At 55.4% G+C, this 23,093-nt stretch carries 18 protein-coding genes; 10 read left to right on the top strand and 8 right to left on the bottom strand.

Annotation, left to right across the window (positions count from 1 at the left end):
* Nucleotides 1-114: 114 nt before the first annotated feature.
* Together HBA55_RS23405 and HBA55_RS23410 are read left to right on the top strand one after the other, a co-directional pair.
* Nucleotides 115-354: a tetratricopeptide repeat protein gene (locus tag HBA55_RS23405; RefSeq protein WP_166996349.1), complete on the top strand. Its 240-nt coding sequence runs from the start codon at nucleotides 115-117 to the stop codon at nucleotides 352-354.
* Between the two features lie 56 nt (nucleotides 355-410).
* Nucleotides 411-2,396: a Clp1/GlmU family protein gene (locus tag HBA55_RS23410; protein ID WP_166996351.1), complete on the top strand. Its 1,986-nt coding sequence runs from the start codon at nucleotides 411-413 to the stop codon at nucleotides 2,394-2,396.
* Here the strand turns inward: HBA55_RS23410 and HBA55_RS23415 are convergent.
* Genes HBA55_RS23415 through HBA55_RS23425 form a run of 3 tightly spaced genes read right to left on the bottom strand, consistent with a single transcriptional unit; the run spans nucleotide 2,377 to nucleotide 5,243 of the window.
* Nucleotides 2,377-3,684 carry an HD-GYP domain-containing protein gene (locus HBA55_RS23415; RefSeq protein WP_166996353.1) on the bottom strand — a complete coding sequence of 436 codons (1,308 nt, stop codon included), beginning with the start codon at nucleotides 3,682-3,684 and terminating at the stop codon, nucleotides 2,377-2,379. The genes HBA55_RS23410 and HBA55_RS23415 overlap by 20 nt on opposite strands.
* 47 nt (nucleotides 3,685-3,731) lie before the next feature.
* Nucleotides 3,732-4,358: a rhomboid family intramembrane serine protease gene (locus HBA55_RS23420; protein WP_166996355.1), complete on the bottom strand. Its 627-nt coding sequence runs from the start codon at nucleotides 4,356-4,358 to the stop codon at nucleotides 3,732-3,734.
* Nucleotides 4,359-4,364: 6 nt separating this feature from the next.
* Nucleotides 4,365-5,243, bottom strand: a complete 879-nt coding sequence (locus HBA55_RS23425) for a LysR family transcriptional regulator (RefSeq protein ID WP_166996357.1) — start codon at nucleotides 5,241-5,243, stop codon at nucleotides 4,365-4,367.
* A gap of 71 nt (nucleotides 5,244-5,314) precedes the next feature.
* Here HBA55_RS23425 and HBA55_RS23430 point away from each other — a divergent pair, with 71 nt between their 5' ends.
* Together HBA55_RS23430 and HBA55_RS23435 are read left to right on the top strand one after the other, a co-directional pair.
* Nucleotides 5,315-6,250, top strand: a complete 936-nt coding sequence (locus HBA55_RS23430) for a DMT family transporter (protein WP_166996359.1) — start codon at nucleotides 5,315-5,317, stop codon at nucleotides 6,248-6,250.
* A complete protein-coding gene (locus HBA55_RS23435; protein WP_166996361.1) occupies nucleotides 6,219-6,431 on the top strand; it encodes a 2-hydroxymuconate tautomerase family protein in 213 nt (70 codons plus the stop codon). The genes HBA55_RS23430 and HBA55_RS23435 overlap by 32 nt, the downstream gene beginning before the upstream one ends.
* A gap of 70 nt (nucleotides 6,432-6,501) precedes the next feature.
* Here the strand turns inward: HBA55_RS23435 and HBA55_RS23440 are convergent, their stop codons facing one another.
* Entirely contained in the window at nucleotides 6,502-9,039 is a 2,538-nt protein-coding gene (locus HBA55_RS23440; RefSeq protein WP_166996363.1) for a TonB-dependent receptor, read from the bottom strand.
* A 466-nt stretch (nucleotides 9,040-9,505) separates the two neighbouring features.
* Between HBA55_RS23440 and HBA55_RS23445 the strand changes: the two genes are divergently transcribed.
* On the top strand, nucleotides 9,506-10,405 hold the full coding sequence (locus HBA55_RS23445) for an alpha/beta fold hydrolase (RefSeq protein ID WP_166996365.1): 900 nt from the start codon (nucleotides 9,506-9,508) through the stop codon (nucleotides 10,403-10,405).
* 62 nt (nucleotides 10,406-10,467) lie between these two features.
* Here the strand turns inward: HBA55_RS23445 and HBA55_RS23450 are convergent, their stop codons facing one another.
* The 3 genes from HBA55_RS23450 to HBA55_RS23460 all read right to left on the bottom strand — a co-directional run bounded on the left by HBA55_RS23450 (nucleotide 10,468) and on the right by HBA55_RS23460 (nucleotide 15,855).
* Nucleotides 10,468-12,201, bottom strand: a complete 1,734-nt coding sequence (locus HBA55_RS23450; RefSeq protein ID WP_166996367.1) for a PAS domain-containing hybrid sensor histidine kinase/response regulator — start codon at nucleotides 12,199-12,201, stop codon at nucleotides 10,468-10,470.
* Nucleotides 12,185-13,348 (bottom strand): alcohol dehydrogenase-like regulatory protein ErcA, encoded by a 1,164-nt coding sequence (gene ercA / locus HBA55_RS23455; protein WP_166996369.1) that lies wholly within the window; start codon nucleotides 13,346-13,348, stop codon nucleotides 12,185-12,187. Before ercA ends, HBA55_RS23450 begins: the two co-directional genes overlap by 17 nt.
* 566 nt (nucleotides 13,349-13,914) lie before the next feature.
* Complete coding sequence (locus HBA55_RS23460; RefSeq protein WP_338109442.1) at nucleotides 13,915-15,855, bottom strand: metallophosphoesterase family protein; 1,941 nt, start codon at nucleotides 15,853-15,855, stop codon at nucleotides 13,915-13,917.
* A gap of 166 nt (nucleotides 15,856-16,021) precedes the next feature.
* Between HBA55_RS23460 and HBA55_RS23465 the strand changes: the two genes are divergently transcribed.
* Nucleotides 16,022-17,323 carry an aspartate aminotransferase family protein gene (locus HBA55_RS23465; protein WP_166996371.1) on the top strand — a complete coding sequence of 434 codons (1,302 nt, stop codon included), beginning with the start codon at nucleotides 16,022-16,024 and terminating at the stop codon, nucleotides 17,321-17,323.
* Nucleotides 17,320-18,333 (top strand): phosphotransferase enzyme family protein, encoded by a 1,014-nt coding sequence (locus HBA55_RS23470; protein ID WP_166996373.1) that lies wholly within the window; start codon nucleotides 17,320-17,322, stop codon nucleotides 18,331-18,333. Before HBA55_RS23465 ends, HBA55_RS23470 begins: the two co-directional genes overlap by 4 nt.
* Before the next feature lie 30 nt (nucleotides 18,334-18,363).
* Here the strand turns inward: HBA55_RS23470 and HBA55_RS23475 are convergent, their stop codons facing one another.
* The gene (locus HBA55_RS23475; RefSeq protein ID WP_166996375.1) at nucleotides 18,364-19,515 is read right to left on the bottom strand and encodes a pyridoxal phosphate-dependent aminotransferase; all 1,152 of its coding nucleotides are present in this window, start codon (nucleotides 19,513-19,515) and stop codon (nucleotides 18,364-18,366) included.
* A gap of 132 nt (nucleotides 19,516-19,647) precedes the next feature.
* Between HBA55_RS23475 and HBA55_RS23480 the strand changes: the two genes are divergently transcribed.
* From HBA55_RS23480 to HBA55_RS23490, 3 genes are all read left to right on the top strand, one after another.
* Nucleotides 19,648-21,096 carry a protein adenylyltransferase SelO gene (locus HBA55_RS23480; RefSeq protein ID WP_166996377.1) on the top strand — a complete coding sequence of 483 codons (1,449 nt, stop codon included), beginning with the start codon at nucleotides 19,648-19,650 and terminating at the stop codon, nucleotides 21,094-21,096.
* A 23-nt stretch (nucleotides 21,097-21,119) separates the two neighbouring features.
* Nucleotides 21,120-21,779 (top strand): HAD family hydrolase, encoded by a 660-nt coding sequence (locus tag HBA55_RS23485; protein WP_166996379.1) that lies wholly within the window; start codon nucleotides 21,120-21,122, stop codon nucleotides 21,777-21,779.
* Nucleotides 21,780-21,887: 108 nt separating this feature from the next.
* Entirely contained in the window at nucleotides 21,888-23,084 is a 1,197-nt protein-coding gene (locus HBA55_RS23490) for a lytic murein transglycosylase (RefSeq protein WP_206019940.1), read from the top strand.
* The last annotated feature ends 9 nt before the right edge of the window (nucleotides 23,085-23,093 follow it).

The raw sequence follows: 23,093 nt of genomic DNA on the forward strand, positions 1-23,093 counted from the left end.
GAGTTACAAACTTTCCCGAGTAACACTGATGGACTGAGTGGCTGGAGTGGTATGGTTAGGTGGATATCCTATCTGAGGGTTTTGGAGACACAGGCCAAGACCGGGGAGATTGCCATGCAACTGGGTGTATGGCATTTTCAGAAAGATGAATGGGGGCAGGCGATCAAGTTCTTGAGGATCGCACTCGACAAAGGGCGACTCGAACACCCTGAGGCGGCCTACCAGGTGCTGGGTGATTGTTACCAGTGCATGGGCAATGAACGCATGGCGCAGGAGGCGTTTCTGCGGGCCGAAGGCGAGGGGCATGCCCCGGAGTTATCTCCAGGGCTTTCCCCCGGATTGGGCCTGATATAAGCCGGAGTTTCCTTATTTCTCAAAGGTTTTAGGCTTTCGTCCGTGGCTGACGCATTATGAGAGCCATGGATATTGAAGGGTCTTTTCAAGACTATTGCCCCGAAACGCTGCTGACCTGGCTCAGTGGTCACACAACCGCAACCTTGTTGCTGTATGGGGAGTCAGGCGCAGGCAAATCGACTCTGGCCGAGACCCTGGGGCAAAGGCTGTGGCAACAGGGGCAGAGCAGCTACTGCCTCAGTGGTGACCCCGGCTCGCCGGCGTTCGGGCCTCCGGGAGTGGTCAGCCTGGGGCTTCGCCAGTCACAGGGCTGGCGTCTGCAGGCATTTGAGCCGCTTTGCAGCCTCGATGCTGTTCGTTACCGTTTGCCTCTGCTCAGTGCCATTACCCGACTATTGCGGCATCATCGGCGACACGCCATTCCCCTGATTATTGATGCACCCGGTGTGGTCGCCGGTGCGGCCGGTGAAGAGCTGCTTGGCGCTCTGTTGGACTGCGCGACCGTGGATCGTGTCTGCTATCTCAGTGCCAAACCCGAAGCGCGAATTCTCGCCACCTTGAAAGCCAATGCCCATAACGTAATTGTGGATTCCATGACATCTGCCGTGACCGCGGTACGCGTCAATAAGCCAGAGAGAGCCCGATGCCGGAGTTTAAGCTGGCAGAACTATATGGAGGGTGCGCAGGAGCAGCAACTGGTGTTGCCCAACCCTACGCTCCTGGGGATGGCCGCTGGTCTGCCGGACGACGATTGGAGTGGTCGGCAATGCGCGCTCTATGCCGGTAAAACGCTATTGTCCATGGGCACGGTGCACCGACGACGACAAGAGCGTTGGACAGTGATGGTGAAGCATAGCGAAAACCTGGAGCAGGTCGACGCAATACTGGTACGTGACGCGGTTGTCTCCCCCCAGGGTAAGTTGCACACCCGGCATGTGGACAATAGGGTACTTCCATTAACCAGGCCGCGGATACACTCTGTGGCGCGAGCATACAACCCAGCCAATCCCCGCGCAGGGGAGCCTCTCTGTGCCCATTTATCCACGGTGACCGCGACCATGGTCAACGGTGTATTCGGGGATCCGCTGTTGCATTTGCAGCTGCATAATCGCAAACGACATTTACTGTTTGATCTCGGCGAAACGGGGCGATTGCCGACTCGGGTGATTCACCAGACCACCGATATCTGCATCAGTCATGCTCACGCTGATCATATTGGAGGCTTCCTGTGGTTGTTGCGGTCGAGAATCGGCTATTACCCCTGTTGTCGGATATTTGGTCCCAGGGGGATTGCCCGCAAAATCCTGGGGTTGGTGAATGCCTTTCTATGGGATCGGGTGGAGGACCGGGGGCCTCAGTTTGAGATAAACGAATTCCATGGCGACCATTTGCAGCGTTGTCTGGTTAGAGCCGGTGTTGAAACCATGGAAGCGCTGCCCGAAAAACCAGTGAAGGGGCAGATCATTTTGCGTCAACGGGATTTTGTCATCAAAGCCGTACAGCTTGATCACGGGGTTGCAGTGGGGGCGACGGAGCCGACACCGGTACTGGCCTACGCAGTGGAAATGGCACCGCGGTTTCATATTTGCAAGGATAAACTGGCTCGCTACCACGAGGCTCCAGGCCCCTGGCTACAGGCCCTAAAGGCCGGACTGGAGCAAGGTGATAAAGAGGCACTGATATCGCTGCCTGGCGGGCGCCCCGAAACGGTGGAAACATTGTCGAAGAATCTGTTGGTGGCGGGGCCGGGTGAAAAAATTGTGTATGCCACGGATCTGGCGGACCATGGGGGCAACCGCGCCGCACTGATTGATCTCGCCCGTTCAGCCGACTTACTGTTTTGCGAGGCCCCTTACCGGTTGAAGGACATTGAATTGGCCAAGGCCAATGGACACCTGAGTACGGTGGCCTGTGCGCAAATTGCCCGCGAGGCACAGGTAAAACAGCTGATGCCGTTCCACTTTTCCAAGCGCTATGAAAATAGACCGGAATCCGTGTATCGGGAAATCGAGTCCCCACCTATCAACCGCATTGCTGAATAACATCTTCCATCAACTGCAAAAGACTACCGATTTCCTTTTTGGTTTCGAGGTCCATCTGCGGCTTTTGCAACAGCCATTTGGCGCCCAGGCGGTAGCAGTGTTCTGCAATATGCAGGAATTCCAGTTCAATAATTTCCGTATCTTCCAGTTCGCCCGAATCTTCCTCAGACTTCATTTCATCCAATAATTCCAGCAGATCGATGGTCGCCAGCCCGGTGGTGCGCAGCAGACTGATGGCCACGTCCACCCGGCGAGAGAATCGCTGGCCGCGACTATCCAGGGGTTGCTTTGACAGTTGGTGCTGCAGCGAAATCATATAGGCGAACACGGCACCGATGGACACCAACCGTTCGATCGCCTGCTCCGAGCGCTGTTGCACATTGCCGTGAGGTGTTTCCTGATGGGGAAAGGTAGTTGTGGCGAACAATTGGTAGCAGGTACGAAAGATGGGAACCTGGTAAATACTGACCGCGGCCTTTAGATAATGCCCGGTATCCACCAGGGTTTGCTGCGGGCTACTCAACAGTTTCACACTGAGGAAGTCGGCCAGTGACAGCACCAGGCCCAGATCACTGGAGCTGTCGACGGATTTGCCGGCGGGATAGCCAACTCCGGCGGGGTGTTCATGGTGCTCCGCGACAGCGATGGCTATCGCCTCGGCGTAGTCGCTGCCGTTGCTGATGATTTTTTCGGAAATCCGGGGATGAGCCCGCTCCGCCCGCTGTTCCTCGGGGGTTAATTTATTTTCTGTGTTGAGGATTTCCGGCTTAATATGCAGCACGCCCAGATCGCGAAACAGGGCCGCGCAAAATGCCTGGTGCACACTGCCCATGGTCATACGCGCCGCTTGGGCGAGATACACAGAGAGCAGAGTACCGGTGAGCGTATGACGAAATAGTTGCGGTAGCTGCAACTGCATCACGGTCAACTTCTGGATCAGTACCGGGGGAAAGGGCTGGTAACCGCACAGCTCCTCTAAAAGGTTGTTGGCCTGAAGCTGGGATTCAATGGCGGCCAAATCCTGAAATTCTTCAGTCAGTGATCTGAGTGCCAGCAGCAGGGTGTCGGCCGCTAACACCTCGTCGAGGCCGATGGCATTGTCGATGGCCTGATCCAATCGGTGGGAACTCAGTGTTTCAATAATGTTGGAGGTCAGGGTTGTACCCTGCTTGACCAGCAGAACACCCTCATCGTTGCATATGTCTTGCTGGGCCCGGCAGGATTGCTGCTCACTGACGTTCCCCAAGTGTACGCTGTAGGCATCGGGCTGGTTGGGGTCGTAGCTCATTATTTCCCTGTGGGCTGTCTGGATGTTCCTGTAAGTGTAGTAGAAGATTAGTGTGGTTGAGAATCGTCGTCATCGCTCTCCTCCCAAGAGTATCGTTTGCGCTTGGGAGGAGGGTCATGCCGACGCAGCACAATGGCCGCCAACAGACCACCAAGTGCACCGAATAAGTGGTATTCGAAGGAGACGCCCGGCTCGCCGGGAAAGATCGTTAACAGCATGCCGCCGTACATAAAGAAGGCGATCATCAACAGGGCCACTGAGCGCCGGTCTCGTCGCAGCATTCCGCTGACGAACAGATAGAAAAACATGCCGTGGGTGAGACCACTGGCGCCGAAGTGGTAGCTGGTGCGCCCGAACAGCCAGACTCCGGCGCCTGAAATAAGCCAGATGGCCATAAGCGCGGGTACCCTGGAGCGGGGGTAGCCATAGATCAGTATGCTGCCGAGCAACAGCAGGGGCAGGGTGTTGCTGACGATGTGTTCCCAGGAGCCGTGGATCATGGGTGCCAGCAGTATGCCGGTCAGGCCCTGTTCGGTTCTGGGCAGTACACCGTACACCGCCAGCCCCAGATCCAAACCGAAATCCGCTAATTCAATCAGCCACAATACGAGGACAAAGCCACTTGTCACAATAATAGCCTGGCGCAGACTACTGGCATGTTTGGAGACATTCATGGGGGGTTAGACCACAGAATTGATAAAAGCTTCCATACTGGCCTTGAGATTGTCCTGCCGCCAGATAATCGCGGTGGTGCTCTTGCGCCACTTGGCAGGCAGTGGATGGGCACGGAGATCATCCCTAAAGGGATAATGCTCCAACAGGGCTCTGGGTACAATGCCAACACCCATTCCAGCCGCGACACAGCTCAGCAGCGTGTGGTAAGAATTGATTTCAAGGATTTTCGCCTGGCTGTCGCCCTGGCGCAGCCAGTCGCTCAGGCGCGTACGATAGGCGCAGCGGTGGCCAAACCCCAACATGGTGGGTGAGGGGCCGAGATCCTGCGGTTTGCGGATGGAACGGTGTCCCAGGCTGGAAACCATCACCAGCTCTTCTCTAAACACCGGTTGACAGTCCAGCCGCGGATCGGGAGGCGGATCGGCTACAAAGGCCAGATCCACGTCACCATCGAGCACCTTTTCGATCAGATCTCCGGTGGGCGCTGTTGTCACATTCAGTTCCACATTCGGATAATCGCGATGAAACTGCACCATGGGGGCGACCAGACGGGTGGCGGCCACGGCTTCCATGGCGCCCACCGCAAGAACGCCTGTCGGGCGAGTGTCCTGGAACTCCTCCACCGCGTAGCGCGCCAGCTCCAGAATCTCTCGGGCACGTCCCAGAAATTGTTCGCCCGCTGCGGAGATGCGCAAACGGTTGCGGTCCCGCAGAAACAGCGGTTTGCCCAATTCGTCTTCCAGTTTTTGGATGCGGGCGGTTACGTTCGAGGGCACTCGATTGAGTTTCTCAGCCGCCCGGGTAATGCCACCGCAGTCCACCACCTGGGTGAATACCGCCAGATCAGAGAGTTCCATAGCTTTCATTACTTGAGAATGACTCATTCAGTATTATTCATTATTTATGAATGATCAAATCCGATATTCTGACGGGGATTTCCGCTGAGGGTATTTCGATGACGATTTCAAACTCCAAAACCTCTGGTTACCTGTTTGCCTCTACCGCAGTATTGATCTGGACCGGGTTTATCCTGGTATCCCGTCACGGAGGGCTGAGCGGGCTGAACCACTTTGATGTGATCGCGATTCGATATCTGACCTGCGCTGCCGTTTTGTTGCCACTGTGGTGGTTCTGGTTTCGCTTCCAACTGCTGGATCTTCGATTATTGGTTGCCAGTCTGGTGGGCGGGCTGGCTTATGCAGTCACGACGTTCAAGGGGTTTGAGCTGGCACCCGCCAGCCATGCCGCGCTGCTGCTACCCGGGTTAATGCCGGTTACCATCGCGCTGATATCGGCCGCGAGCGGCGATGACAGGCCCTCGCCAAACATGTGGTTCGGGATGGGGGTGATCACTTTCGGAATTGCGCTGTTGTTGGCGTTGCAGCTCTGGTCTGCGGGCGGTATCGCAGCGGGAGACCCCTGGCTGATGGGCGGTGCCCTCTGCTGGTCGCTGTTTTCCGTGCTGGTGCGGCGCTGGAAGATTACGCCGTGGCAGGCTACGGTGTCACTGGCAGTGTATACCGCCGCATTGTATTTGCCCGTGTATTTACTGTGTCTGCCTAAGACTGTCTCTCCACAGCTGTGGCAGGAGGTAGCCCTGCAGGCGGTGTATCAAGGTGTACTGGCCACCATTGTGCAGATGTTCTGTTATGTAAAGGCGGTTCAATTACTGGGACCCGCACGGGTGGGAACCTGGATGGCATTGGTGCCGGTATTGTCCGGCATTGCCGCTCTGGTGATTTTTAATGAACCGGCAAATTCGATTTTGTTGCTGGGTTTTGTACTGGTCAGTGGTGGAGCCTGGTATGCCAGCCGCAGTCAGGTAGTTGTTACAGATCATACGGAGAAAGGAGAGCATCATGCCTTACGTCAATATCAAGATCACCAATGAGCAGGTGACCTCTGAACAAAAAGCGCGCCTGATTGAAGGCGCTACGCAATTGCTGGTGGAGGTGTTGGACAAGAATCCCAGCACAACGTTAGTCGTTATCGATGAAGTCAACACCGATAATTGGGGCATTGGCGGGCGTGTCGTTACAGAATTGAGAGCGGAAGCAAAAACACCGCCCTGAGTAATCACTCCGGTTTCCTGTCAAACAGGAGACCGGAGTGATTTCGTAAACGTTCTTCGAAAACCTGGTATCAGAACGCTTTGTTCAGAGTCAGACCAAAGGTGCGAGGCACACTGGGGTAAGCCATCAACTTGCCGGACTGGACGGGAACATCAAAGGTGGTGCGCTTGTAGTTCTCATCCAGTGCGTTGCGAACCCACAAGGTCACATCCAAATCCAGTTCGGTAAAGCTCAGACCGGCGCGCAGGTTAACCAGACCGTAGTCGTCCTGAACTTTGAACGGATCATTGTTGGCATCGAGCACCATATCAGACAGGAAGCTGTATTCACCGTAGATATAGCCTTCCAGGCTGTCAGACAGCACAAAGTCCTGCTGGATACCCAGGGTACCATTGTGTTCCGGGTTCATGGAGACGCGATCACCGGAGCGGTCGCAGAAGGCTTCACCGGGAGTTGCACCGGGGTCAGCTACACCGTTGTGCCATGAGTAGGCGTTCCAGCAGTTGCCCTTTTCAAACGACTTGAAGTCCGCCACGGTATAAGCGTAGGCAAAGGTTATTGTGGTGTTGTCCGCCGGCTTCCAGAAGACATCCAGCTCCGCGCCATAGGTTTCCAGCTCACCGGCGTTTTGCAGAATAAAGCCGTTACCCGCAAACGTGTTTTCCTGAAAATCGTCCACTGTGGTGTAGTGGGCCGCGGTGTTTATACGCAGGGCCTGATCCGGAAATTCCAGCTTGGCACCCACTTCAAACGACTCGGAGGTTTCCGCATCAAAAACCGGATTGAAACCCAGTGGGATACGGTCGGTGTTGGTACCGCCGGATTTGTAGCCCGTACCGTAAGAGGCGTAGATCATTGAGTTGTCGTTCACTTGCCAGGCCAGCTTCAGGGTACCGGTGATTTGTTCATCGGTTAGCTCGGCGATCACGTCATCGCGAGGTGTCAGACCCGGGAACAGCCAACCTCCCCAACCGGCAACCGTGTAGGGCGCAAACTGGCCCACAAAAGTCGGATCAAACAGTTTGCTGGGATCACCCACCGCCAGGTCGGCACCCAGCTGACCCAGCGCGACACCGGCCGCACCGACTTGCGCCAGGCTGGTCTGTGGTCCCGCGTTCCAGACTTCGCCACCGATGGATTCGTTAAAGACGGTGCGCAGGTCCTTTTCTTCTTCGGTATAACGCAGACCCATGGTAAGGATAATGTCGTCGGTTACGCTGTAATCGAATTGACCGAAGATGGCCCAGCTCTCATGTTCCTGGCTGGCCGTGTGAAAGGCCTCAAAGTCATTGGGATAAGCGCTGGCGGCTTGAGGGAAGAGTCCGCCCGTAGCGGCGCTGATCGCATTCATGCCCTGTACAAAGGCATCCAGACCAAAGGCCAATCCGGCATAGGGGTCGAGTGCATCACCACCAGTGAGGGTGTAATTCAGGTCCAGATCCTGCTGGAAGTAATACAGTCCCACCACGGCGTTGAGTTTATCGCCGGTGTAATCCAGTCGCAGCTCCTGAGAAAAAGACTCCTGGTGCGCATCATTGGCAGTGCGGATGATATCCACATCGCTGAAGTCACTGTCGATAGAATCGAAGGAATTGTATTTGCGCCAGGCACTGATCGAAACGAACGTTGCATCGTCGTTCAGATCCCACTTCACTTCGGCGGACAGTCCACGGTCGCGTGCGGTGGATACCGGCAACTGGTTCAGGGTGGTTTCGTAGTTATCCGTTTGGTCTCCGGTTGCGACGGTACCGCCCAGTAACGCCAGCACGGAATCGGTACCAGGTATGGGATTGCCCTGGGCGTCGGTGCGGCCTTTGGCAACCACACTGTCAACATAAGTCAGTGCCGTGCAACACACCTCATCGATCTCTGAGTAATCGGCAATAACGCGAACACTGACATCATCGTTGGGTGTAAACAACGCCTGCAAGCGCGCACCTTCGCGGTCGCGATCATTGATTACGTCACTGCCAAAGCCCTCGACGTCGGTGTAACCGTCGCGCTGGCTGGAGTAGACGGTGCCGCGCACCGCCAATACGTCTTCTATCAGCGACAGATTGGCGCCGGCGGAGAGATTAACCGCGTTGTAATTGCCACCGGTAATTCTGGCGAAACCGTCGGTCTCGTGGTCCGGGGCTTTGGTGCGGAATAACACGGCACCGGAAGGGGTGTTTTTACCAAACAGCGTACCCTGCGGTCCCCGCAGCACCTCCACCGCCTCCATATCCACCATGTCGTTAACCATGGTGCTCTGGCGTGAACGATAGACGCCATCCACGTACAGGCCGACCGAGGATTCCAGGCCGAAGTTCTGTGACGAGGTGCCGACTCCTCGAATGCTGTAGTTGGCGGAGGTTGCATTCTGGTTCTGGTTGGCGCGCAGGCCTGGGGTGTTGGTTTGCAGATCAAAAATATCCTGGATCACTGCTTCTTCCAGCTGTTCGCCGGTGAACGCACTGACGGAAATAGGGACATCCTGAAGACTTTGTTCCCGCTTCTGCGCAGTGACCACAATTTCTTCGAGTACCCGCTCAGCAAGGGCACCGGAACTGGCCAGGCAGATGGAAGCCGCCAACAGCGACAACGGGGAGGCAAGGGGCTTTATCATTAGAATTTCCTCTCGATGTGCACGACATTATTTTTTATATGCGGGTCTGTTTACTCCTCACCGGCTCTCACCCCGGCGGGCTGGATGCAGCTCACAAAAACATCTACGTCACAGAAAAACAGCCAGCCGCAAGCTTAATGCACACAGGACAATTCTGACTACCGGGGCGGAATCGGTCATTTTCTTGGTCATTTCTGATGCTTGACATTCATGAACTTTACAACTTTCCACGAATAATGCGGTCTGTGGCGACATCGGCTTAGGGGTAAACCGGCATAAACAGTGGAAAAAAACCGGTTTTTATGATCATAAGTAATTCTTGAGTCTTATATATAATCCAAAATAGTCTAATGACTATTGGGTCGCAGAAAGATTTTTTTAACCGTTTAAGTTGAACGCTCTGGACGCTTGTCCCAGATACTCGATTCGGGGTATAACAACGCAAATTTTTTATCGGGAGCGCTGTATGAATTTCCTTCCACGGTTTCAGATTTTGCTTTCTACCCTGGCGGCGTTTGCGGCGTTGCTCACCTTCAGCACAGCCAGCCTGGCGGGCATTCGGGACTTGTCACCTGAGGTGATCGAGGCCAATGGCGTAAAGCTGGCGATGGTTGAGATTGGCGATCCCCAGGGGGAGCCGGTATTGATGATTATGGGGCTTGGCAGTTCCTACCGCTTATGGGGGGAGAAATTACCCCAGGGATTGGCGGACGCGGGTTACCGGGTGATTCTATTTGATAACCGCGATGTAGGTGCTTCTCAGCGTATGGATCATTTGGGTGACCCGGTACTCTGGTGGCAATTGCTAAAGAATAATCTCGGCTTTGGGGTAAATGCGGTATACAGCTTGAGCGACATGGCCGAGGATGCGGCGGCGCTGTTGGATCATCTTGAGATTGAGCGGGCGCATGTAGTGGGTGCCTCTATGGGCGGAATGATTGCTCAGGTGCTGGCAGTGGAGCAACCTCAACGGGTGAAGAGTCTGGTGTCGATTATGTCCACCAGTGGTGCGGAGCATTTGCCCGAACCCACGCCTGAGGCTCAAAAGAGTCTCGAAAATGCCACCTTTACCAGTGAAGAGGAACTGACGGCGGTTAATGAGCGGGGGTTTTATCCGCAGGGGGTTCCGCGGCAGATTCTTGCAGTATTGGACGCCGGTGATCGCTCGGCTGCTATCAAGGCAATTCGTGCACCGACTTTAGTGATTCACGGTCGCGATGATGGCCTTCTGCCGCTGGCTCATGGTGAGCATACGGCCAGGTTGATTCCCAACGCGCGTATGGAGGTGATTGAGGGGATGGCTCATAACCTGCCTCTGGAGGTTGTACCGCAGTTGGTCGGGCATATGGTTGGGCATTGGCAGTAGCTCAGGTACGCTGAGTTGGGACCGCACGGCTGCCGGCAGTGAATCCATAGGAGGAAACCTTCCTAACCTTCTCTCAACATATGTGTCATTAAGGCGCGCAGCTTTCCTGGTTTAAGGGGTTTGTTCAATACAGGAAACCCCAATTGTTTGAATAATCCCAGGCTGTGGCTGCTGCGATCTGCGGTGATGATGGCGGCCGGGATTTGTTGGCCGAAATTGAGCCGCAGTCCGTTGATGGCTGCGATACCGAGCTTGTCGTCGTCGAGGTGGTAGTCGGCCAAAATGATCTCGGGCATTTGCGTTTGGCAGCGTTGTTTGGCGTCGTCCTCGCCGGCGGCGGTGATAACGTTGCAACCCCAACGGCTGAGCAGCGCGTCCATACTGACGCGAATATTTTCGTCGTTGTCGATAACGAGTATGCGCCGGCCTTCAAGTTGGTTGGAGGTGAAGGCGGGGGTGGGCTCAGCAGTTTCGTTCTGGGGGGCTTGTTCCGCTACGGGGACTTCGATGGCGAACATGGAGCCGCGGCCTTGTTTTGAGCGCAGTTCGAGTTGGTGGTCGAGTACCTTGGCCATGCGTTCCACAATGGCGAGGCCCAGACCCACGCCGTGTCGGTTTTTGCCTTTGTGTTGGTCGAGTTGGTGAAATTCCCGAAAGATGTCTTGTTGTTGATTTTCGGGAATGCCATCGCCGGTGTCCCAGACTTGGATGCTGAGGTTATCGCCCCGCTGCCGGCAGCCGACCAGTACGCGGCCGTCATGGGTGTAGCGGATGGCATTGCTGATAAAGTTGCGCAGGATTCTGAGTAGCAAGCGGGAGTCGCTGCGCACGGCCAGTCGCGTGGGCACGGCTCGAAGGTCGAGGCCTTTGTTGTCGGCCACCGGCTGGAATTCGCTGATCATGGCGTGCAGTGGCTGGCTGAGGTCGAATTCGGTGATTACCGGTGTGACGGCATTTTGGTCGAGTCGGGATATGTCCAGCAGGTCGGCCAACAGGTCTTCTGCGTTTTCCATCGCCATGTGTATGCGCTCGACCAGGTGGGATTCCTGATCGGCGAGCTGTCGTTCGCGCAAGGTAGAGATCAGCAGGCGTGCGGCGTTCATGGGTTGCAGCAGGTCGTGACTGGCGGCGGCCAGGTATTTGTCTTTGCTGTTGTTGGCGTCTTCGGCGGCTTCTTTGGCGATTTTGAGCTGTTGCTGGATCTGTTCCCGCTCGGTGATTTCCTGGCGTAATTGGGTGTTGAGGTTTTCCAGTTCTTTGGTGCGCAGGGCGACCCGCTCTTCGAGTTCTTCGTTAAGCCGTTGCAGTTTTTCCTGAGCCAGTACTCGTTCGGTAATGTCCTGTACAAATATTTCTATCACCCTTTGTCCGTTTTCTTCTTTGAGCAGGGCGTTCATGGAGACATAGATGTTGTTGCCGTCACGGCGGCGAAAGCGGGTGATGTAACCAAATACATGGCCCTGGTCGAGCAGCGTAGTGCGGAATTCTGCGTAGCTTTCGGGGTTTACAAACAGGTGTTCGCCGATGTCGGTGACTTCCAGATAAAGCTGTGAGGCGCTAAGGTAGCCGCAGATGTGCACTATGGCGGGGTTTGCCACGAGTATGCCGCCATCGAGCTGTGCCTGGAAGATGCCGTGCAGGGCATTTTCGAACAACCATTTGTAGCGATTGCGTTCTTGTTCGAGTTCGTCGAGTTTGGCGCTAAGTTCGGGGTAGTAGTTTTTTCGGGCCGAGTGGTTGCCCAGGCCGATCAGGCTTTCTACGGTGAGGTCGGCTTTGTTAGAGGGCTTCTTCATACACGGTTTCTACGTCGCGTTTGTTGGACTGGCGCGGGTTGGTAAGGATACAGGGGTCTTGCAGGGCGTGGTGGGAGAGCATGGGAATGTCGCTCACACTGACGCCGTTTTCACCCAGTTTTTGCGTGAGGCTGACTTGTTGTTTCAGTCCAATCACTTGCTCGATCAGTCGTTTTTGTATGTCTTTGGGTGTCATGCCGCGGGTGTCGATGTCCAGTGCTTCGGCCACGGCACGAAAGCGTTCGGGCGCTTCCGGGTAGTTGTAGGCGATGACGTGTTCGAGCAGGATGGCGTTGCAGAGACCGTGGGGCAAGTCCAGGTAGCCGCCCAGACTGTGGGCCATGGCGTGCACAGCGCCGAGGATGGCGTTGGAGAAGGCCAGTCCGGCTTTCATGGAGCCGAGCATGATTTTTTCGCGCAGTTGTATGTTTCCGGGGTCGGCCACCAGGTCGGCAATGTTGGTGTTGATGAGGCGCATAGCATCGAGGGCGTGCATGTCGGTCAGTGGTCCGGCGCCGGTGGAGACGAAAGCCTCAATGGCGTGGACCATGGCGTCTATGCCGGTGCAGGCGCTCAGGAACGGGTCCATGGTCATCGTCGTTTCGGGGTCGATGAGTGCGACGTCGGGCACCACGGCTTTGCTGATGATGGAGAATTTGACCCGTTCTTCGGGGTTGGAGACGATGACGAACTGTGAGACGTCTGCGGAGGTTCCCGCGGTTGTGGGTATGAAGATGAGCGGCGGGATGGGGATGTGTATGGTGTCGACGCCTTCATAGTCGAGGATGCTGCCACCGTTGGCGTGGATGATGCCGATGCCTTTGGCGCAGTCCATGGGGCTGCCGCCGCCCACGGCGACGATGACGTTGCAGCCTTGTTCGCGGTAGAGGTCTGCCCCTTGCATGATTTCGCTGGCTCTGGGGTTGGGGGAGACGTTGGTGTAGGTGACGTAGTCGATGTCTTCTTCGGCGAGGTGGTTTTCGATGTCGCTGAGCCAGCCTGCCTTGGCGACGCCAGGGTCGGAGACGAGCAGGACTTTGCGGGCACCGAAGGTGTGGGCGTAGTTGGCGACGGTTTTGCGGGCGCCGGCGCCGAAGATGATTTCGGGGGAGACAAATTTTCTTAGGTTTGAGATGTCAGTGCTCATGGTTGTCTCTTGCGTTGTTATTTTGTGCTGTAGGGAAGTTTAACCCAGGGTGGGGTGGGGCCCAAATCAGACCAAAGGAGGAGGTGTGCTGGCAAGGTGCCAGGGTCGGATTTCCCGGATTTTGAGTTGGGTTTCCTGAGACGTATCGGCTGGTTCTTTGTTTTCTTAGCTTGGAGTTGGGTACCTCAATCTGCGGCGGCCTGGCCCCTTTGTTTTCTGGGCTTGGAGTTGGGTGCCCCAAGTCGCGTCGGCTGGGGGTTCCGTTTTCAGAGCGGTCGGGCGGCCCTCCGGCCTTCCCTCAGTCGCCAAAAAGCCCGGCAAAACACGCCGGTCTTTTTGGCTCTTTCGGCGCCCTCTTTGATGCTCTGAAAACGAAACCCCCAGCCGCCGCTCACACCGAGGTTTGCTGAGTTGTCTGCCTCAAGGAATGAAACGACTGACCTCTGTTTATGGATTTGTAGATTCGTAGGGCGGAATAGCCGCAAAGCGGCGTAATCCGCCGGTTCCTCCGATTCTGTAGGCCCCCTCCTATCGATTCTGGCCACTTATGACTTTTTAGAGGGTGGTTATTTGCCTCTCGGCGGAAATACGGTCTCTGTCCCATCACCATGTAACAGGCTGATCTGTGCAGGTTCGCCAATATCGTTGAGCTTTAAAACCCCCAATCCGGAGCGATTCACCAGTCTCAACGGCGCATAGTTGCTGGGTTTGCGCGAGCGGATGGAGAGACGACGACGTTTGGTAAACCAATTCAGTGGCGATCTGCGGCTATAGAGAAAGCGGTCAAATCGGTCAAACCAGCGGATCAGCGTTGCCGGAAACTCGTTTTTGATGCCGCTGGCGGTGATTTGCCAAATTTCCCGATCGCGCAGTATCTGCGCGCTTTTGTTGCTCTGTGGCAGGCGTTTTTTGCGGCGGATGCTGACGTCGTAGACGAAGGAGTAGTGGACGTCTCCGGAGAGGATGATGAGGTTTTGGGGGGCTTTGATGTGCATAAACATGTTAAGCAGCACGTTGGCGGCGCCCGGGTGGGCCATCCAGTTTTCGGCGTCCACCATGAGCGGGCGGCCGAAGAAGGTGAAGATGCGCTGGATGACTTCGATCAGTTTGACGCCGAATACGGGCGCTGCGGAAACCAGAATGACCGATTCCTGATGAATAATATGTTGCTGTAGGTCGCTGAGGGATTCCCAGTCCATCAGTCCCGAGGGTTTGTCCGGATTGCTTTCTGAGCGCCAGCGGTGGGTGCGGGTGTCCATGACGACGATGGGTGGGGTTGTGGGCAGGCTGTAGTGCCATTGGTTGTGGTGCAGGAGTTCGTCGATCAGTTGGCTGTGGGCATCGTCGGTCCAGTCTTGGTCGCAGGGACGGAACAGGTCAAACCAGGGTTCCGGGGTGGCTTCTGGTCGGTTGCCCCAGCCCTGGCAGAGCCAGTAGCCTAGCAGGGCGTTGCCGAGGATGCGGCGGGAGAAGGGGTGCTGGTAGGCGGCTTCTTCCCAGCCTCGGGTCAGGTTCCAGTCGTCGGTGATGTCGTGGTCGTCGAAGATCATACAGACGGGGATGTTGGCCAGTGCTCGCTGTACTTGGGGGAGTCCGTCACGAAAGCGTTCGATTTCGGTTTGTTCTTTCTGGTAGCGCTGGCGGAAGTCTTCGTCGACCCGCTGGTTGTCGAAGCTAATAAAGGCCCAGAGCTGAGGTGACCAGACCAGCAGGTACATGGCAAATACTTCTGCGGCACTGACCAGGTGGTTGTGGGCGGCAATGCTGGTGAAGATGGGTTTGCGCGCACCTTTGAACAGTTGGTTGAACGGTGAGGGTGTGTCGCTGCACAGGGGCAGCAGTTGTTCGCGGTGATAGAAGGTGTAGGCGTGTTGGTAGAGTGCCTCGGTATCGTCGACGATGGCGCCCTGCAGTTTTTCAGGGAAGAGTCCCAGTAGTTTGATCACTTGGAAGATAGCGTCCAGCATGGGCCCGGCGACGTCGTCGCAGTAGATCTGGTCGCCGCTCATCAGTAGCAGTGAGGGGCGTTGGTTCGGGTCGCCGGCGGTTTCTCGCAGCAGGCTTTCGGCCCGGGTCAGGGCATCAGGGCCGGCATAGTGGGGTTTGCGGCAGGAGCCGTGCAGGATCTGGCGGCTGCGGCTCGGGATAAAGAAACTGGGGCGCGGCCCGTCATCGAGCCCCAGTGGTATCAGTGACGATAGCGCTCTTTCTTGCGAGTCACCTTCGGTTTTCAGCCATAGCTCATAGTGGATCGACTGGTCTTCGGGGATGTCGGCCGATACGCTGATCAGCTGTATATAGCCTCTTTCTCCAATAGCAATCTGTCTTTGTTGATCCGGGCAGGTTAGTGATTGCTCAAAAATGGGCGTTTGCCCCGCTTGCAGCTGTAATCGACAGTTGACTGCTTGGGTGGTTGCCAGCCAGAGCGTAAATCGCTCTTTGTCGCAACGACGCAGGATGGGGCCGGCAATGATCAGAGGTAGCTCGTTCACCTGGGAAGCTGACACCTTTACACGATTCCTTTGAGGCCTGATTGGACTTGGCTAAGTCTAGAGGAGTTGGCCTGATTTCTCACCTCATCCCTTTGGCTGATAGGCGACCATCACCGCAATTCCTACACTGATGGTCATTCGGTACACAATTTTTAAGGATTGCACGAGTGAGGAAGGTTTCATGAGCACAAGTCAAACTCTGTTAGAGCGACGCCGTCGGGTGTTGGGGCAGCATTCCCCGCTGTTTTACGATAATCCGCTGCACCTGGTCCGGGGGGAGGGCGTCTGGCTGTATGACGCCGACGGCAGGCGTTATCTTGATGTTTATAACAATGTTCCTCATGTGGGCCATTGTCATCCTCATGTGGTGGAGGCCCTGAGCCGGCAGGCATCGACGCTGAATGTCCATACGCGCTATCTGCACGAAAATGTGGTGCGCTATGGAGAGCGGTTAACCGCAACGTTTGACGATTCCTTGCAGATGGCGATGTTTACTTGCAGTGGCAGTGAGGCCAATGAGCTGGCTCTTCGCATGGCCCGGTATTGTAGCGGCGGCAGCGGCATTCTGGTCACGGACTTTGCCTATCACGGCAATACCGAGGCGGTGGCAGAGTTGGGTACCGCGTTTATGGCGGAGGCCAAAGCCAGCGCCCGGGTGCGTTCCATTCCCATCCCGGATTCCTACCGTGGCATGGACGGCCTCGAAGGCGAGGCTCTGGCTCAGGCATACGCCGATAAGGTCGCTGAGGCGATCGCGGCGTTCGAGGCGGATGGCATTAAGCTGGCTGGGATGTTGGTGTGCCCGGATTTTGCCAATGAGGGTTTACTTAAGGTTCCCCCGGGTTTTTTGGAAAAGGCGGTTGCATTGGTGCGTGATGCCGGTGGATTGTTTATCGCCGATGAGGTTCAGGCGGGGTTCGGTCGCAGTGGTCATCATATGTGGGCGCATCAGGCGTATGACGTGGTGCCGGATATCGTGACTCTGGGTAAACCCATGGGCAACGGCCATCCGCTGGCCGGGGTGGTGGCGCGCGGCGAGTTGGTTGATTGTTTTGCCGCTTCTTCCATGTACTTCAATACCTTTGGTGGCAACCCCGTCTCCACCGCGGTGGGCATGGCGGTGCTTGATGTACTGGAGCAGGAGGAGTTGCTGGATAACGCCGTCTCTACCGGCGCCTATGTGACTGAAGGACTGAAAAAACTGCAGCAGAGATACTCGCTGATTGGCGATGTTCGCAGCCTGGGCATGTTCTTCGCCGTAGAGCTGGTTAAGGACCGCGACAACAAAACGCCGGCACCGGAGGCCACTCACCTGTTAGTGAACCGCATGCGCGAAGAAGGTGTATTGATCAGCAAGATTGGTCGTGACGACAGCATTCTCAAGCTGCGCCCGCCGATGCCATTCCAGCCGGAGCACGCTGATCTGTTGCTGCAAAAGCTGGATGAAACCCTGGCATGGGTAGAAACGGAGGTGGTCCGATGAGCGTTTTTGAAGATTTGAGTACCTCGGATCAATTGCAGCATCTGCAAGAGATTGCCAGCAATGCCTTACAGGCCTGGGATCTTGAGCCGGTAGAATTATCGTTGCTGAAGTTTCGTGAAAATGCGGTTTATCGGGTGGCCACGTCTGAGGGCAACCAATATGCCTTGAGAATTCACCGGCCGGGATATCACAGTGATGCCGCATTGGACGCGGAGCTGCAATGGATTCGGGCGTTGGCGGAAGCCGGTATCGAGGTGCCGGATGTGATTCCGACGCCGGAGGGTGAGCTGTTTGTGCTCGCCAGCGGAAATGTTCTGGCGGAGAAGCGCCAGGTGGATCTTTTTGCCTGGGTCAGCGGCCAACCGCTGGGGGCCATTGATCTGAGCAGTGAACCGGGGCAGGTGGTTTCCGTGTTTACCACCATAGGCCGCGAGGCGGCGCTGTTACACAATCAGGCATGCAGTTGGAATTTACCCCAGGGATTTCAGCGTCATGCCTGGGACGCGGAAGGGCTGGTCGGGGATTTGCCGTTCTGGGGACGCTTCTGGGAGCTGCCCGAATTGTCGGAGCAGCAGCGGGGTTTGATCAATCGCGCCCGAAAAGCGGTAGCGGAGGGTCTGCAACGCTATGGTCAGTCCGCCGACAACTACAGCATGATTCATGCGGATCTGGTACCCGAAAACCTGATGGTAGACGGCGACCATGTTCGAGTGATTGACTTTGATGATGCCGGTTTTGGCTGGCATCTTTTTGAATTGGCGACGGCCTTGTACTTTGTTCAGGGCGAAGATTACTTCGATGCCGCCAGAGAGGCGTTGATAGCCGGTTATCGCCAACTGCGTCCGTTAAGCGATTCGGATGTGGCACTGCTGCCTCTGTTTTTGACGGCTCGCGGCCTCACATATCTCGGTTGGGTGCAATCGCGACGCGAGACCGAAACCGCCCGCGAAATGACGGGCGAGTTGATTGAGATGGCTTGCCAAACGGCGCGGACATTCATGGATGAGTGACCGCAAATGTCTATGGCCGGCAAAGCAATTTCATAGCTGACAAAGTAATTTCGCCGCCTCAACCAAGGTCGCTTCCGATTTGGCAAAACAAAAACGCACGTAGCGCATGTCCGGCGCTTGCTGGTAGAACACAGAGATGGGAATGGCGGCCACGCCCTGTTCGCGGGTCAGCCATTGCACCATTTCCCGATCCGTTTTGTCGCTGATTGCACTGTATTCAGCCAACTGAAAATAGGTACCTGGAGTGGGAATCATGTCAAAGCGGGAGCTCGCCATAGCATCCAGAAAAATATCGCGTTTTTTCTGGTAGAACGCCGGCAGCTCATCGCAGTGCTGCGGGCAGGCTTCCATAAAGTCTGCCAGCGCCCACTGAATGGGAGTAATACCCACAAAGGTCACGTACTGATGCACCTTGCGCAGTTCGGTTGTCAGGAGGGACGGTGCTACACAGTACCCGGTTTTCCAACCGGTCACATGATAGGTTTTTCCAAATGATGACACCACAAACGCCCGCTGCATCAGATCGGGATATCGCAGCAGACTCTCGTGTTGTTGCCCATCGTATACCAGGTGTTCGTATACCTCGTCTGATAACAGCAGGATATTGGTGTCTTTAACCACTTCCCGCAGCGTTTGCATATCCTCTGCCGACAAGAGCGCACCGGTAGGATTGTGAGGAGAGTTCAGGATGATCATGCGGGTACGGGGTGAGACGGCGTCCTTGACCCGTTGCCAGTCAATGCCGAACTTTGGTGGTTGCAGGGGAATGTGAATGGTTTTGCCGCCGCACAGGGCCACTGTGGGTTCGTAGCAATCGTAGGCCGGATCGAAAACGATCACCTCATCGCCGCTACCCACACAGGCTGTAATTGCACAATAAATGGCCTCAGTGGCACCCGGTACCACAGTTACTTCGGTATCCGGGCAGGCGTTGTATCCGTACAGGCGTTTGACCTTGGATGCGATTTGCTCACGTAACTTCGGAATCCCGGCCAGCGGCGCGTATTGGTTAAAGCCCTGTTGCACGTAGTGGCAGAGGCGCTCACGCAGTAGATCCGGGCCGTCGAAATCCGGGAAGCCCTGCCCCAGGTTTATCGCCTGGCAGTCCAGCGCCAGCTGCGAGATTTCGGTAAAGATGGTGGTGCCAACGTGGGGTAATTTCGAGCGCAGTTCGGGTTGCATAGGTATTCTGCCACTTTAGGGTGCGTTGATATGTCTGCGGGGATCATAAACCACCGTAAAACTGCGTGCCAGCCTGAGCGCACGGCGCTATCATACGTCTCCACTAGCGATGGTTTTGGCGGTTGGGACTTTATGAAGTTTGACAATTCTTACGTGACCTTGGGTGAGCGTTTTTTCCACAGAAATGACCCGACCGAGGTGGACGATCCACAGTTGTTTCTGTGGAACCATGCGCTGGCCGAACATATCGGCATAACAGATGACCTTATAAACGATAAGGACACTTTGGCCAGGATCTTTGCCGGCAATCAAACGCCTGAGGGTGCGGAACCCATTTCCACCGCCTACGCCGGCCATCAGTTTGGCAGTTTTAATCCACAGTTGGGGGATGGCCGGGCGCATTTATTGGGCGAGGTGCTCACGGTCGAAGGTGAGCGTTGGGACTTGCAGCTTAAGGGCTCCGGTACCAGTGCGTTTTCACGGGGTGGGGACGGTCGCTGTGCCATTGGGCCTGCGGTTCGCGAATTTATTATGAGCGAAGCCATGCACGCCCTGGGGGTGCCCACCACCCGTTGTCTGGCGGTGGTGACTACTGGAGAAAAGGTGTTTCGTCAGGGGGCTCACCCCGGCGCGGTGGTAACTCGCCTCGCCACCAGTCATTTGCGGGTTGGCACTTTTCAGTTTTTCGCTGCACGGAAAGATGCGGATTCACTGTCAGCTCTGTGTGATTTTGCCATCGAGCGCCATTATCCCGAGGTAAAGAATTCAGAAAAGCATCGCTGCGTAGCGCTGCTCGATCGTGTTATCGAAAACCAGATTAGACTGATCGTGGAATGGATGCGTGTTGGTTTTATTCACGGAGTTATGAATACTGACAATACCGCTATCTCCGGAGAAACCATTGATTTTGGCCCCTGTGCCATGATGGGGGTCTATGATCTGGCAACGGTATACAGTTCCATTGATCATCAGGGGCGCTATGCGTTTGGGAATCAGCCCCATATTGCCCACTGGAACATGGCTCGGTTCGCGGAGAGTCTGCTGCCGTTGCTGGATACGGAAGATGAATCTTTGATGCAGGAGCTGACCGGTCTGATTAACAATTTCCCGGAGCGTTTTCAGCAGGCACATCGAAGTATGGTCGCAGCGAAATGTGGCCTGCTTGAAGTAGAAGACAGCGACGACGAATTAATGGATCTGCTGCTGCAGGGCATTGCCGATGCCAAATTGGATTACACCATCAGTTTTGATTTGTTGACTCGCTCTGTGAAGTGCGAGCAGGCTCGCGGCGAAATTGCCACGCAATTGGGTGAAGTCATTGAACGCTGGCACCAACGAATCAGTACCCAAGACGCTGAACAAACACACGCATGTTTGCGCCGCAGCAATCCAGTGGTTATTCCTCGTAATCATCATGTAGAGGCGGTGCTTCAGGAATGCGAAGAGAGTGGTGATCCTGCTTCGGCGCTGAAAATGCTGGATGTGTTACGCCAACCCTATACGCAAACCGAACAGACTCAGGCTTATCAAACACCACCCGAAGACGGCGACCGTTTTTATGAAACCTTTTGTGGTACCTGAGATACATTACACTGGGACTCAACATGATCAAAGGCATTATTTACGATCACGATGGAACACTGATCAACTCCGAGCAAATGCACTATGAAAGCTGGCGCGATATTCTGGTGGACTACGATGTTGATTTTACGTTGCAGGAATATATTCGCGAGCACAACGGTGTGCCTACTATTCGCAATGCGGAGATTATCGTTGAAACCTACGGGTTAGCGGTTGAACCGACCGATTTGACTCACAAGAAATTGTCACTGGCGCGCGATCGCTTTGCAGCGCAACCCAGCCCGTTGATGCCTTTTGCCAAGGAGACCCTGCAAAACAGCTTTGATGCCGGTTATGCGCTCGCCATAGCGACTGGAGCAGGTAGCCGTGAGATTGATTTGACGATGGAAGCTTATGGATTGCGTCACTTTTTCAAAACCATCGCCACACGGGACGATGTGCAAAACAGTAAACCGGCTCCTGATGTGTATTTGCTGGCGCAGGAGCGGCTTGGATTAAAGCCCGGTGAGTGTGTAGCGGTGGAGGATACAGAGACTGGAATCAAATCTGCCAAGAACGCTGGATTATACTGCATAGCTGTTGAGAATGATTTTTCCGCAGGACAAGATTTGGGCGAAGCAGATAAGCTGGAAAAGAATCTCGCCGAGGCTTTTGTGCACATCCGGAACTTGACGATGGGTTAAGTTTTTGGGGCGAATTGGCCTATAATGGCGCAGTGTTAAATGCAGTCGGGTGTCAAAACGGTGTCATACGGATCAGGGCGAATAACAGGAAAGTTAGTAGGGAAATGGTTGGCAGCCTGCGGGCTGGTGTTGTCAGGCGCGGTCTCCAGCGCAGAGACACCCAGCGACGAGACCATCACGCCAGAGCAATGGGATGGGTGCGTCGTTCGCCTGCAACAAGAGGCGCTCGATAAGGGGATTCCCAGTGATATCGTTCAGGGTCCCCTGGCTGGGATTCAATACGTCCCCAAGGTGATTGAGCTCGACCGCCGTCAACCGGAATTTACGACTACCTTTAGCAGTTACATCACCCGTCGGGTTGACCACCGGCGGGTAGCCCGTGGCCGAAAAATGCTGCGCGAACACCGTGAATTACTTAATCAGCTGGTTAAAGAATACGGTATTCCTGCTCAGTATCTGGTTGCCTTCTGGGGGCTGGAAACCAACTATGGCAGTTATCTTGGCAAGATGCCGACTCTGGACTCCCTTGCCACGTTGGCTTGTGACCAACGTCGCAGTCGCTTTTTTACCGCCCAATTGATGGAGGCCCTGAAACTGTTACAAGTGCCTGGAGTCGAGCATCCCATGCGGGGCTCCTGGGCCGGTGCTGTTGGGCACACACAATTTATGCCCACCGCTTATCTTAAGTACGCTATAGATGGCGACGGCGACGGCAAAAAGGATTTGTGGGGAAGTATCCCCGATGCACTCACCTCTGCGGCTAACTTTCTCAATAACCTGGGCTGGCAAAGGGACTTACGTTGGGGCAGGGAAGTGCAACTGCCGGATGGTTTTGATTTCACGTTGTTGGGCTTTAAGCAAAAACGCTCTCTGAAGCAGTGGCGGGCCATGGGTTTGCGCACTGCAACAGGCGCCGAGCTCGCTGATCTGGATTTGCCGGCTTCGGTGCTGCTGCCCGCCGGGTATCGCGGTCCCGCGTTCTTGGTGTACCACAACTTCGATGTCATCATGGGTTGGAACCGATCCGTTTACTATGCACTTTCCGTCGGGCACCTGGCTGACCGCATAAATGGTGCCGGCAAACTGCAACGCTCGCCTCCTAAAGATCTTAAGCGTCTGAGTATCGCCCAGGTCAAAGAGCTACAAACCCGTCTCAATGCTATGGGGTACGACACTGGCAATCCTGACGGTATTCTGGGACCGGCGACCCGTACGGCCATCAGCGCTTTTCAACAAAGTCGCGAGATGGTGGCGGACGGTTACCCTCGCAGTAGTGTGTTTGAGGCTCTGGAGATAGAGCTCTAGAGTTTCCCG

It is taken from the genome of Pseudomaricurvus alkylphenolicus, from assembly GCF_011683955.1.
GTDB classification, from domain to species: Bacteria; Pseudomonadota; Gammaproteobacteria; order Pseudomonadales; family Cellvibrionaceae; genus Pseudomaricurvus; species Pseudomaricurvus alkylphenolicus.

What these genes read in the sequence shown, in the direction of transcription:
- HBA55_RS23405 (WP_166996349.1), top strand. Translation starts at nt 115, where the DNA reads ATGCAACTGGGTGTATGGCATTTTCAGAAAGATGAATGGGGGCAGGCG.
- HBA55_RS23410 (WP_166996351.1), top strand. Translation starts at nt 411, where the DNA reads ATGAGAGCCATGGATATTGAAGGGTCTTTTCAAGACTATTGCCCCGAA.
- HBA55_RS23415 (WP_166996353.1), bottom strand. Translation starts at nt 3,684, where the DNA reads ATGAGCTACGACCCCAACCAGCCCGATGCCTACAGCGTACACTTGGGG.
- HBA55_RS23420 (WP_166996355.1), bottom strand. Translation starts at nt 4,358, where the DNA reads ATGAATGTCTCCAAACATGCCAGTAGTCTGCGCCAGGCTATTATTGTG.
- HBA55_RS23425 (WP_166996357.1), bottom strand. Translation starts at nt 5,243, where the DNA reads ATGAGTCATTCTCAAGTAATGAAAGCTATGGAACTCTCTGATCTGGCG.
- HBA55_RS23430 (WP_166996359.1), top strand. Translation starts at nt 5,315, where the DNA reads ATGACGATTTCAAACTCCAAAACCTCTGGTTACCTGTTTGCCTCTACC.
- HBA55_RS23435 (WP_166996361.1), top strand. Translation starts at nt 6,219, where the DNA reads ATGCCTTACGTCAATATCAAGATCACCAATGAGCAGGTGACCTCTGAA.
- HBA55_RS23440 (WP_166996363.1), bottom strand. Translation starts at nt 9,039, where the DNA reads ATGATAAAGCCCCTTGCCTCCCCGTTGTCGCTGTTGGCGGCTTCCATC.
- HBA55_RS23445 (WP_166996365.1), top strand. Translation starts at nt 9,506, where the DNA reads ATGAATTTCCTTCCACGGTTTCAGATTTTGCTTTCTACCCTGGCGGCG.
- HBA55_RS23450 (WP_166996367.1), bottom strand. Translation starts at nt 12,201, where the DNA reads ATGAAGAAGCCCTCTAACAAAGCCGACCTCACCGTAGAAAGCCTGATC.
- ercA (WP_166996369.1), bottom strand. Translation starts at nt 13,348, where the DNA reads ATGAGCACTGACATCTCAAACCTAAGAAAATTTGTCTCCCCCGAAATC.
- HBA55_RS23465 (WP_166996371.1), top strand. Translation starts at nt 16,022, where the DNA reads ATGAGCACAAGTCAAACTCTGTTAGAGCGACGCCGTCGGGTGTTGGGG.
- HBA55_RS23470 (WP_166996373.1), top strand. Translation starts at nt 17,320, where the DNA reads ATGAGCGTTTTTGAAGATTTGAGTACCTCGGATCAATTGCAGCATCTG.
- HBA55_RS23475 (WP_166996375.1), bottom strand. Translation starts at nt 19,515, where the DNA reads ATGCAACCCGAACTGCGCTCGAAATTACCCCACGTTGGCACCACCATC.
- HBA55_RS23480 (WP_166996377.1), top strand. Translation starts at nt 19,648, where the DNA reads ATGAAGTTTGACAATTCTTACGTGACCTTGGGTGAGCGTTTTTTCCAC.
- HBA55_RS23485 (WP_166996379.1), top strand. Translation starts at nt 21,120, where the DNA reads ATGATCAAAGGCATTATTTACGATCACGATGGAACACTGATCAACTCC.